This is a genomic window from Acinetobacter sp. YH12039, assembly GCF_013420015.1.
Classification (GTDB): Bacteria; Pseudomonadota; Gammaproteobacteria; order Pseudomonadales; family Moraxellaceae; genus Acinetobacter; species Acinetobacter amyesii.
Map to the genome: position 1 here is coordinate 1 of NZ_VOZA01000028.1, position 11,458 is coordinate 11,458.

11 protein-coding genes and 1 pseudogene are annotated in these 11,458 nt (G+C 42.8%); 5 read left to right on the plus strand and 7 right to left on the minus strand.

The genetic code is table 11. From position 1 onward, the window contains the following. Positions 1-203: pseudogene (locus tag FTT98_RS17980) on the plus strand (transposase); the annotation flags it as partial. A 153-nt stretch (positions 204-356) separates the two neighbouring features. Here the strand turns inward: FTT98_RS17980 and FTT98_RS11800 are convergent. Next, entirely contained in the window at positions 357-956 is a 600-nt protein-coding gene (locus tag FTT98_RS11800; protein WP_180041413.1) for an SPOR domain-containing protein, read from the minus strand. Between the two features lie 245 nt (positions 957-1,201). After that, a complete protein-coding gene (argS, locus tag FTT98_RS11805) occupies positions 1,202-2,992 on the minus strand; it encodes an arginine--tRNA ligase (protein WP_180024652.1) in 1,791 nt (596 codons plus the stop codon). 177 nt (positions 2,993-3,169) lie between these two features. Here argS and FTT98_RS11810 point away from each other — a divergent pair, with 177 nt between their 5' ends. After that, positions 3,170-3,457, plus strand: coding sequence for a DUF2798 domain-containing protein (locus FTT98_RS11810; protein WP_373685136.1), 288 nt, complete (start codon positions 3,170-3,172; stop codon positions 3,455-3,457). A 59-nt stretch (positions 3,458-3,516) separates the two neighbouring features. Here the strand turns inward: FTT98_RS11810 and FTT98_RS11815 are convergent, their stop codons facing one another. The 4 genes from FTT98_RS11815 to FTT98_RS11830 form a co-directional block, all read right to left on the minus strand. Continuing rightward, on the minus strand, positions 3,517-4,110 hold the full coding sequence (locus FTT98_RS11815) for a hypothetical protein (RefSeq protein ID WP_180036023.1): 594 nt from the start codon (positions 4,108-4,110) through the stop codon (positions 3,517-3,519). Positions 4,111-4,216: 106 nt separating this feature from the next. After that, a complete protein-coding gene (locus tag FTT98_RS11820; RefSeq protein ID WP_180041415.1) occupies positions 4,217-5,527 on the minus strand; it encodes a DUF445 domain-containing protein in 1,311 nt (436 codons plus the stop codon). Between the two features lie 26 nt (positions 5,528-5,553). After that, positions 5,554-6,111, minus strand: coding sequence for a hypothetical protein (locus FTT98_RS11825; protein WP_180041416.1), 558 nt, complete (start codon positions 6,109-6,111; stop codon positions 5,554-5,556). Positions 6,112-6,170: 59 nt separating this feature from the next. After that, complete coding sequence (locus FTT98_RS11830) at positions 6,171-6,710, minus strand: DUF924 family protein (protein ID WP_078190604.1); 540 nt, start codon at positions 6,708-6,710, stop codon at positions 6,171-6,173. Between the two features lie 210 nt (positions 6,711-6,920). Between FTT98_RS11830 and gshA the strand changes: the two genes are divergently transcribed. Together gshA and FTT98_RS11840 are read left to right on the plus strand one after the other, a co-directional pair. Beyond that, on the plus strand, positions 6,921-8,498 hold the full coding sequence (gene gshA, locus FTT98_RS11835) for a glutamate--cysteine ligase (protein ID WP_180041417.1): 1,578 nt from the start codon (positions 6,921-6,923) through the stop codon (positions 8,496-8,498). A gap of 21 nt (positions 8,499-8,519) precedes the next feature. Then, positions 8,520-9,047 (plus strand): disulfide bond formation protein B, encoded by a 528-nt coding sequence (locus tag FTT98_RS11840; RefSeq protein ID WP_078190602.1) that lies wholly within the window; start codon positions 8,520-8,522, stop codon positions 9,045-9,047. 69 nt (positions 9,048-9,116) lie between these two features. Here the strand turns inward: FTT98_RS11840 and FTT98_RS11845 are convergent, their stop codons facing one another. Further along, positions 9,117-10,448, minus strand: coding sequence for an alpha/beta hydrolase (locus FTT98_RS11845; protein WP_180041418.1), 1,332 nt, complete (start codon positions 10,446-10,448; stop codon positions 9,117-9,119). 243 nt (positions 10,449-10,691) lie between these two features. Here FTT98_RS11845 and FTT98_RS11850 point away from each other — a divergent pair, with 243 nt between their 5' ends. Beyond that, complete coding sequence (locus FTT98_RS11850; RefSeq protein ID WP_180041431.1) at positions 10,692-11,291, plus strand: YqiA/YcfP family alpha/beta fold hydrolase; 600 nt, start codon at positions 10,692-10,694, stop codon at positions 11,289-11,291. Positions 11,292-11,458 lie beyond the last annotated feature (167 nt).

Genomic DNA, 11,458 nt, shown 5'->3' on the forward strand with positions numbered 1-11,458 from the left:
TACAGCGTGGTACAGATGAGCAGAATATAAGAATTCGGGCATTTCTCACCCGAATTTCAGGTAGGCAACAGAAAAGGGGAAAATTAGAAAGTGCCCCTGCCATACTGGCAGGGCTTTCAATACTATTGAACACTCTTCAGTTGTTGTCAGAGTATTCGTCTGATGAGCTGAATGCGATTGCTCAGATCGCATTCAATTTATAAAAAATGTGTAGATACCTATGCCTTTTAGGAGAGGGTTAGGGAGAGGTTTTTGAGCTAAGCTGATGTATTCAAAAAAGAATCCCTTCTAACCTCCCTTTATTAAAGGAATGAATAAAAAAAAGCGCCATCAGGCGCTTTTTTTAAATTCAAAATTTAGCGTTTTACGACGATCGAGTCGATACTGCTATGACGTAAAGTTTGTTGTGCAATCACAGCAGCTTCTTGTGAATCATAGGGGCCAGACACGACGCGATACCAAACTTTGCCATTTTCATTACTTTGGATCACATCGGCAGATAAGCCATTTAAAATAATTTCTGCACGACGGGCATCGGCTTGGTCAGGGTCATCATAGCTACGCACTTGCAAAATATAGCTTGCAGGGGCAGGTGTTGTTTCTGTGGCTTCAATACCCGGCTCAGTCGGTGCAGTGGTAGCCGTTTCAGGTGCTTCAACGATCACCACGGTTTCTTTGGTATCTGTTTCAGGCACAGCTTGATCTGGAATCGGGGTGACTTGTTGCTGAGGCAACAGATCATAAAAACGGTAATCTTTATTGGTTTCTTCTTGGTAGTGTTCAGAGGTAATTTGACCTTTCGGTTTTACCGGCTCCCATGGTTTCCATAACATCAAGGCCACCAAGAAACTCAACACGATTAAAATGATCACAAGTGTACCTAACCATGCAGGAATCAATGGTTTTTTAGGCTGATTTGGCCGCTCTGATACACCGCGTTGCGTTTTTCCAAACACGAGGAAACCTCTTTAATTGTAATTGTTACGAACCTAGTAGGAACTGACCCAAAACCAAGTTCTGATTATTATATATTACATGACTGTCATGCTGTTTATGTTTAATTTTCACAATTTCAACATCTTCAAGTTTTCATTAAAAGATGACTGAATATCCATGAAAATACAGGCTCATAAAGAGCCTGTATAGGCGTCAATGTATATGGTTCATACATGGACGGATTCTAACGTATACTAAGAATGGCTTACATTGATTCAGGCGCACTCACACCCAATAATTCAAGACCATTGCGTAAAACTTGCTGTACGTTTACAGACAGTAATAAGCGCGCTTGAGTCAGTTCTGCATCATCACCCAAGACTTTATTTTCGTTGTACCAACCATGGAACAACGCCGCTAATTCTTTCAAGTAGTTACCCACTTGGTGTGGTTCATAGCTGTTTGCTGCACGAACCACAATTTCAGGGTAAGCCGCAAGTTTAGCAAGAACTTCAGTTTCAGCTTCTAACTCAAGTTTAGCTGCAAATTGACGTGCAGCTTCAGCAGAGAATTGAACGTCTGTCGCAGCGGCTTTTTCGAGCATACGGCAGATACGTGCGTGTGCGTATTGGATGTAGTACACCGCATTGTCTTTGCTTTGAGACACAGCAAGGTCTAAGTCGAAGTCAATGTGTTGTTCTGATTTACGCATGACATAGTAGAAACGAGCAGCATCGTTGCCTACTTCTTTACGTAAGTCGCGTAAAGTCACGAATTGACCTGAACGAGATGACATTTGAACCATCTCGCCGCCACGCCATAGGCTCACAAATTGAACCAAAAGCACCGTCAATTTTTTAGAATCATAGCCAAGCGCATCAATCGCTGCTTTCACACGTGCAATATAACCGTGGTGGTCTGAACCCCAGATATCAACGATATCGGTATATCCGCGTTGTAGTTTATTTAAGTGATAAGCAATGTCGGATGCGAAGTATGTAGTCTGACCATTACGACGTTTCACAACACGGTCTTTTTCATCACCAAAATCAGTTGATTTGAACCAGATGTTGCCATCTTTTTCGTATAAGAAACCACGTTGATCGAGCATTTGTAATGCTTCATCAATTTTTTCAGTCAAGGTTGCTTCGCTGAACCATTGATTGAAAGTCACGCCAAATTCACCGAGGTCATCTTTAATGTCATCGAGAATGGCTTTCAGCGCAGCTTGATGGAACACACGGTAACCCGCAGCCAAATGGTTTTGTGAATTATGAATCAAACCATCAATGTGTTTTTCTTTATCGCCTGAAACAACGACTTTATTGCCTTCGCTATCGAGTTCAGCAGCATATTGCACATCTTCAGGAACATCTTTATAGATGTCGGCAACAGGGCGTACATAAGCATCGCCATCTTTGTCGATAATGCTTTGTGCGATTTCTTTAACGTAGTCGCCTTGGTATGCATTTTTAGGGAAGACTAGTTGTTGACCGGTCAATTCTAAATAACGCAAGTAAGTCGATGTCGCCAAGATATCCATTTGACGGCCAGCATCGTTGACATAGTATTCACGGTCAACTTTGGCACCTGTTGCCTCAAGGAGATTGGCAACGGTCATACCGTAAGCTGCGCCACGACCATGACCCACGTGTAGGCTAGACGTTGGGTTGGCTGAAACGAATTCCACTTGAACACGTTTTTCAGCATTGGCCTGTGTGCGACCGAACTGATCTTTCTGAGCTTGAATTTGGTCTAAGACAGCAAAACGTTGGTCAGCATTTAAAAAGAAGTTAATAAAGCCAGGACCTGCAATTTCTGCTTTGCTGATATCTGCGACTTCTGGAAGATTTGCCAGAATTTTTTCGGCTAAATCACGCGGCTTCATACCTGCAGCTTTAGAGGCAATCATGGCAATGTTTGACGCAAAGTCACCGTGGCTTCGGTCTTTGGTTCGGGTCAAATTGCTAGTATTGTTCCAGTCAGTTGGGAGTACACCTTCAGCTTGAAGGGATTGCACTGCATGATCGAGCGCTGCTTGTATTGCCGTATTCATAATCAGTCGAAAAATAAATGTCGCAGAAAAACGGTAAATATAGCAAATTTCAGGCTCTTTAGGTGAACCCATTTGTTGCGAATAAAAAATATTCGATAAAAGTGAAGCATTGCTTATATCGAAGTAAAACGATATAAGTGGTTTAGCGATTCAGGATCACTGCTTGAGTATATGGACATGTCACAACCCACCCCTAAAATTTTTGGCAATGTGCCGAAGTTAGCTGCACACTGGGCGCTGATTATCGTGCCGTTTATTTTGTCTTGTCTCATGAGCGGCATTATTTCGTTTATTAATATGCTCAGAAATTTAGGGTGGTTTGAGGGTTTTCTTACCCTATGGCTGCATAATTGGATGATTTCTTGGGCTATTGCTTTTCCCATTGTACTGATTTTATTGCCATTTGTTCGAAAGTTTACAGGCCTGCTGGTTGATATGTCAGGGCCACAGCCACCTGCAAAATAAGCCTGCATGTAAGTCACAGTTGAGTAAAACGGTGACTTACTGCATTTCGTTTTAAATATTTATAGGCTATCGCGACAACTTACTGCTTTAGAGAGTAATTCGGCTTTGTTGTTTTGGAAGGTATAGAGTTTTGAGGAATTAAACACTTTAATGACTTTGGCCTGAGCGACAGCGGTTTTAAAGCTTTGGAACTTTTGCTGATGGGCTGTCTCAAATGGATTTCCAAAGTTTTTATTGTCGAGCAGAATTTGAATTTGCCCCACATTTGTATCATGTGCTTTTAGGATCTCTTGGCCATCCGCGTTGCTTATACTGAAAGTTGGGCGCTGAGTGCTGATTTTGCAATTCAATTTGAGGCTCAAGGTGAAATTGTCTGCCGATTTATTTTTGAGGGTAGATGTGCCTTGTTGATCATTTTCAATATAGACCCACTGATTTTTCGGCATATTGGTCAGCAGAGTTTCTAACTGTTGTTGGGTACTTTTGCTGATATCGACAGTGCCTTTTTTATCGATTTCAGGGGCTTTTTCTTTACCGAGCATGCCCATCACTTTGTCGCTGACTGTGCTACTGGTTTTGGAAATGGTCTGGCAAGCGCTTAAGCTACTGATGATTAGAATGAATGGTAGTGTATAGATGGCAGGTAAATGCATAGATTTTATTGTTCTATTAAATTTTCGGATCGGCAAAGTTTAACGGTTCTACGCATAAAGCTCAAACCTGCGGCCAATCTCCTTTGAGGAGGACTGCTGCAGGCGGCTAAAGCAGCCATTCTACACAGGCACGAATAATCCCCAGTGCGAGGCCAATAAAACCACCGACCACGACACCATTGACTCGAATCATATGCAAGTCGCCACCGACTTCGTTTTCGATCTTATCGATCATTTCACGTGAGTCCCATTCGTGTATACGTTCACTGATAAACCGAATGACTTTTTCGCTGTATTGATCAGAGAGATTGATGGCAATATCACTCATTTTCTCATTCAGCAATTGGCGTACAGCAACGTTAGAGACAATATTTTCGCCTACTTGTTGAATGGCGACACGTAGGTTTTGTGCAATGCCAGAGTCGGGCTTTTCTAAATCAGATTTAATCGCATCGCATAAAATCACCACCGCACCACTGATAAAATTCAACATTTGTGGACTATCGAGCATGGCGTCTTTGGTGCTATTCAGGCGTTGGCTGGCAACACTCTGATTGTCCGCCAGTTGCTGCATGAGCTGCTGTGCCATGTCTTCGATTTTACGGCGCCACGGATGTTCATGGTCGGCAAGCATGGACTCGACACGACTGACCAGTGAATCAATGGTGCGCTGTTGTACATCAATACCAATCCAACTCGCACCTTTGGCTAGCTTCCAAACTCCAAGTTCTTTAAACAACTGACGTGATAAATCACGGGTTTGTTCAGGGTGCTGTAACATCCAGTCATGGGCTAAATCTAATCCACGTTGCAGGACATCTTGATGGAAATCATTTTCTAAAACTGCTCGCAGCATTTCACTGGCAAGATGGTTGACTTGCGTATTGCGTACCCATTGCACGCTGTTATTTTGGATAAAGCGTCCAATTTGTTCCTGACCGACAAATTCGAAAATTTTCGGTACCGTTTGCTGAATGACTTGGGTCACTTGCGCATTATTGTGCGGATTGGCCAACCATTTCCCGACGGCAAGAGAGAGATCCGTCTCCGCTAAGCTTTTTTCAACCACTTGTGGTGAAAGAAAATTCTCCTGAACAAAGCGGCCCATTGACTCGGCAATGCGTGCTTTATTACGAGGAATAATTTCTGTGTGGTCACGTAAAAATTTAGGAATCGGAATCCGACCAAAGGGATTGCGAAATAAAACGGTTATCGCATACCAGTCTGCCAAACCACCAACCACTCCAGCTTCTGCTGAAAGCATTAAAATATGAATGAGCCAGACGTATTCGGGCAGCAATTTAGCTGCAATCATCAATGCAATCCACGCCAGCACCGCCACCACCAAAGCAATGGTGGCGAAGCGTTTACTGCGTTGCAGACTAGGTGAAACAGCAGGCTGTTCAGTTGGGTTCATCAATGATCGGGTCTCTATGGGTTGACTTATTTGGTGGTAGGCTCAGCGGCTACAGGCAAAGGATTTCCTTGGCTGTCTAAACCATATTTAGCCCCGAGTGATTGCAAAATCAAGCGAGCATCAAAGGCATCCTGAGGGGCTTTGGCACGATCTTTATAGCAAGTAATACTGTAGGAAACTTGAGTTGGATCGAGTGTGACCACCTGTGGAACGTCATAAAACGGGCCTGGCCAAAAACCGGGATGGCGACGGTAATAGCCATATGGATAAGGCATTGGGTCTGGGTAAATCACCGCTTGGCGCGGCGGTTTTTGACTCCGATTACTCGGGTCATCCATGACTTTAAAATATTGAAAGCCATTGTGTAGGGTGGTTTGAGCGGCTTTAACCAAGGTGATTTCTTCGGCAGTACCATAGCTCATATTGGGTCTAGCTTGAAAGCTAATACGATAGCTTTGCGCATTTAATGGTGTCGCAGAATATTGACCGAGTTGTTCAAAGGTCAAAGGTTTTGATGGGGTTGTGGCACAGCCAGTCAAACCGAGTGCTGCGGTTATGGCTGCTGCGATAATGAGTTTGTTCATGCGCATACTCCTGTTTAGTCGGTTCATGGCAAGGGGAGATACTGGCCAAAAGCCGTCAATTAAAAGCTAGAATTGGGCTGGGTTAAAAATTCCAATTCCTCTGCTGTGGATGTTCTGCCCAATACCGCATTGCGATGCGGGTAACGTCCAAATCGATCGATAATCACTTTATGCTTTTTTTCAAATTCTAAGTTGATCGGATTGCCCAGTTGCTCAAATAATTTTAACGCGCTTTGATGGATTTTTGTCGATTCGCTATGCATAAAGGGCATATATAAAAATGAGCGCTGTTCAGGGCTTAATTGTAGATCTAAACCCTGCGCGATAGCTTCTTGTGCAAGCGCCAAAGCCAGTGCATCTTGGGCAAAAGCCAAGCCAGAGTCACGGAATAAATTTCGAGAAAATTGATCTAAAACAATAATTTCAGCCAATCGACCTTCGGCAGTAGTACGCCATTGCCACAGTTCTGCTTGACTGGCCGCTTGATGGATGTCTTTAAACTTTTTTTCGATTAAAACATCAAAATTATTGCTTTTAGCGAACCAATTGGGCTGATTTTCTGGGTTAAACCAAAATTCGAGAATATCTTGATAATTCATAAGTTTTAAGCATTATTAGCATATATTTGTTTATAAAATCACAAATTTCAAATGTCATATAGAGTAAGTTTGTGATAAAAAATTGCCAAAATAAAATCACGGTTTGTCTCAAAACTATACAGTGGGTCATTTGCCCACTTCAAATCGCGTTATACTGATATAAACTGATGATTTTATTTTAGTAGTTTCTTCCATTTAAGCGAGATAGCAATGAGTCAACCCGAATCGACCTCTCAAGACATTTTACCGACTTGGGTAGATTCTTCGCTGATTAAAGGAATGTTGCGCGGTATTGAGCGTGAAAGCTTGCGTATGCAAAGCAACGGTTTCTTGTCTCAGGCCGACCATCCCCAAGCTTTGGGTGCGGCTTTGACTCATCCGCATATCACGACAGACTATTCTGAAGCTTTAATGGAATTTATCACGCCGCCAAAAGAAACCATTACAGAGGCGTTGAACTATCTGCAAGATATACATGCTGTTGCGCATACGCATTTAGAACATGGTGAAAAACTTTGGCCGTTGTCGATGCCATGCATGTTGGATAAAGACGAAGACAGTATTCGTTTAGCGCAATATGGCAGCTCGAATATTGGGCGCTTTAAAACCTTGTACCGTCGTGGTTTAGGGGTGCGTTATGGTCGCCGGATGCAGACCATTTCAGGGGTGCATTATAATTTATCCTTCCCAGATCATTTCTTTGAAGCACTTCAACAGCATGAAACTGACGACGCCCTCAAGGCATTGAGCTTACAGGATTATCGCAGTCATCGTTATTTTGGCCTAATCCGTAATTTTATTCGTTTAACGCCATTGGTGATGTTTTTGGTTGGGGCGAGTCCGTCGGTGTGTAAATGTTTTATGACTGGACGTGAACATCAGCTGTTACCGCTCTTAAAAGGCACGCTATTTTTACCCTATGCAACGGCGCTGCGTATGGGAAATTTTGGCTATCAAAATTCAGCACAAAAACAGTTAGGGATTCACTACAACGACATTCAGGCGTATTTGGAAGGTTTGCAAAAAGCGGTCCATACCCCATATGCCGCATTTAGTCATTTAGGTTTAAATGATGAACACGGTGAACCGATTCAAATTAATGACCATGTGTTGCAAATTGAAAATGAGTACTACAGTTTGGTTCGTCCGAAACAAGTGCCGCAGGATGGTGAAACACCGTCTGAAGCCCTGCAAAATCGTGGCGTAGGTTATGTTGAATTACGCGCGGTAGATGTCAATCCTTATAGCCCGATTGGGATCAATGAAGACACGGCAGGCTTGCTTGAAGTGGTGGCTTTGTACTGTTTATTGCAAAACAGTCCAGCGTTGTTAGATGCCGAACAAAATGAAATTGAGAAAAATCAGGCGGAAGTAGTGAACCGTGGTCGTGCCCCAAATGCAGTGATTTTACAGCAAGGGCAAGCGATTCCAATTGAAACATGGTGTCGTACACATGTTGCTGCGATGCAACCGTTGGCTGAATTGCTGGATGATTCTTACAATACAGATATTTACACTCAGGCAATGGCTGTGATGCAATCACGCATCGATGAAGTCGATGAAACATTGTCGGCACGTATGATTAGCGATACTTTAGAACAAGGTGGAACTTGGGGCTTTGGTAGCTTTATGGCCTTACAACATGCTGAAGTGTATGAGCAGCATGTTTTGAACCCTGAAACTGCAGCATATTTTGCACAAGCTGCTGAGCAGTCTTTAGAAAAACAGGCTCAACTTGAGCAAGACTGCACCTTGAGTTTTGAAGAATATTTGAAAAACTTTAGATAAAAAATTTTAAGAGGATTTACCATGAAATGGAGTTTTCGCTTCGTGAGTGGTTTGTTGTTTTTAGCCAGCGTGATCGGTATGTCTTTTGCGCTGTTTTTAGAGCATGTACAAGGCTTAGAACCTTGTCCGTTGTGCGTATTCCAACGTATTGGTTTGATTGGACTCGGCATCATTTCATTGATTGCGTTGATTCACAATCCAGCATCGAATTGGGGTAAACGCATTTACGCATTGTTGGGGACACTATCAATTCTTTGGTCTGCTGGGGTGGCTGCGCGTCATATTTGGCTGCAAAATTTACCGCCAGACAAAGTACCGAGCTGTGGCCCAGGACTGGATTATTGGGTAGAAACGCTGCCGTTAAAATCGGTCTTTGAGCAAGTGCTGACCGGCTCTGGTGAATGTGCCAAAGTGGATTGGACCTTCTTGGGACAATCATTACCGGTTTGGTCATTGGTGTTTTTTGCGGTATTAACCTTGCTCAGTCTTTGGCAGTTATTGCGTAAATATCCAAGCAAACCAGTCCCACGTTTACGTGATAAATTTTAATTTAGTGATACATAAAAAAGCCCTCAGTTGAGGGCTTTTTTTTATGAGTCTGCATGGGGGAAGTTTACCTTAGGTTAGGGCAATGCCTTCCATACTTTCCAAGTCCATCATAAATTCATAGATATGATCACAAGCTTTATCGTCATTGTTTGGATAGAACCAATGCACGATTTGCTCGGCCACTTGAGGGTGATGCTGAATTTCAAAATGGTTCAGGCCATAAAAAATCGCTTTATGTGAATCTGGCACTTTAAGCTGATAACGTGCATTTGGGTGTTCCCCTAAGGCACTTTTCACGCTGACCAAGTAATCTCCAATCACATGTCGCGTTTTATTGCGACGATGTTCATATTCAATGGTCCCTGCCACGAGGTAGGTATTGATATGTGATGGAATCGGGGCAGGTTTACGGTTGTCGTCCATGAGTCCAATGCGGACATCATTATGTTCCCAATCGTCATCACGCACGCTGCCATAGCGCAAATCTAAAATGCCGTTACTACGGATATTCACCACGTGACCTACGATTTTGACCAAGGGGAAACGCCCCAATTGATCTTGCAAATGAAATCCGACACGTTCAAGTACCGCACCATGATGTGGTGAGCCCAAGCAGACTAGATTTTCAACTTGATGAATCCATTGATACATATTTTGTTTGCCATAAAAAATGGCACTACGGGAGACTAAGCCCCCCATACTATGACCAATTAAGTCGATACTGGTAATACCGGGGTTGCGACGGACCAAATCCTCTAATGTATTGGCAAGGCTGCGGCCATTGGTCGAAATACGACGACCCGTGTTGTAATTTAAATACAGCATGGTGTTGTGGTCACGTTGTGACAGTAATTTTTCACCAATGCCGCCATATTTGGCTGTCGACCATGACAGATGATTCATGCACAGCCCATGAATTAACAGGGTAATACGACCGTTTAATTCGCCTTTTTGTACCGCACCATAATGGTCGTAAACCACCATCGGTAAGGCCATCGGGTTGTGATATTTCAGTAAATAGTCGCCTAAGACCCCATTCAGCGCACCTACTAGAAAATGTAAAGACGGGGTGAGGGGTTTGTCGTGTAAGCGTGGGAATTTTTCAATAATGCTACGCAGCGTCGGTGCGAGTAAATAATTGCCATAATTGAAAAAGGTGTTGTAAGAAAATTCATAAATCCGTGCAATGGTCGGCTGCTTATGAAAGGCTTTCGAGCCTTGTTCGCTCATTCCAAAAATACTGATTAAAATTTCACGTTGAATGTTTTTGATCAAGTCATGCACGACATCACTAAAACGCATTGTCACGAGTTGTGCCAAACCTTCCAGCACATCTGCTTGACTGGGTGGCGTGCGGTCCCATTTACAATAGGTTTCATGCAATGGTGTTAAGCTAGGCATAATGTTCCTATCCTTACATTCAATGCTATCCCTCGATTGTATTTATTACTGGAATAGCCTGAAGTTTCATTGTTTATTTTATAAAATTCTCACGAACAGCTTTTACAATACCGATAACAGACCTGTCGGTGAATGCCTTTTGTCTGACAATTTTACTAAAAATTCAAATTTAGAAAATGTGACGCAGTTAGCACTTATATGCCACTTTTAAAGCAATTTAAAGATCAATTTGGAATCAAAATGATGAATATTGTGTATTTGCATGGTTTTCAAAGTAACTCAAATTCAGTGAAAGGGCAGATATTGCGGCACTATTGTGCAGACTTAAATGGTGTGCAAGTGCATTTGCCAGATTTGAATATGCCACCGCTACAGGTAATGCAGCAGATGTCAGAGCTGATTGAAGGTTTGGATGATGTGGTTTTAGTGGGGAGTAGTTTAGGTGGTTTTTATGCGACGCAGTTGATGGCACGCCATCACATTCCTGCGGTGCTCATCAATCCTGCGGTCTATCCATGGCAATTATTTCGTGATTTATTTGGCGAGACGGCATTGCCTTATCAGGTGACTGAAACGTGGTGCTTGGATGATGCACAGCTCAATCAAATGCAGGCTTTGGCTATATCTAAGGTTGAAAATGCAGATCAACTGTTGGTCTTGCTCCAACAAGGTGATGAAACCTTGGATTATCGTGATGCTGCTGGTTTTTATAGTGCGGTTCAAGCCGGCACGGCTATGCTGATCACTGAGGTGGGTGGAACACATGGCATGGATGATTTTGCAGAAAAAATACCGATGCTCTTGCAGTTTTTATCTGATGCTGTCAAAAATATGCCTAAATAAAATGATCCAATACAAATGCTGAAAAGTTAGATCCAACATACAAAAAATGGGCAGTTACGACATCATTTGACGTTTAAATTGTTTAAGAAAATGGCGGCTGATCGCAAGAGATATGCATTTTAATAAAAAAGCATATACTGTAGCGCTCGAAGAAATGTTTTAACCAA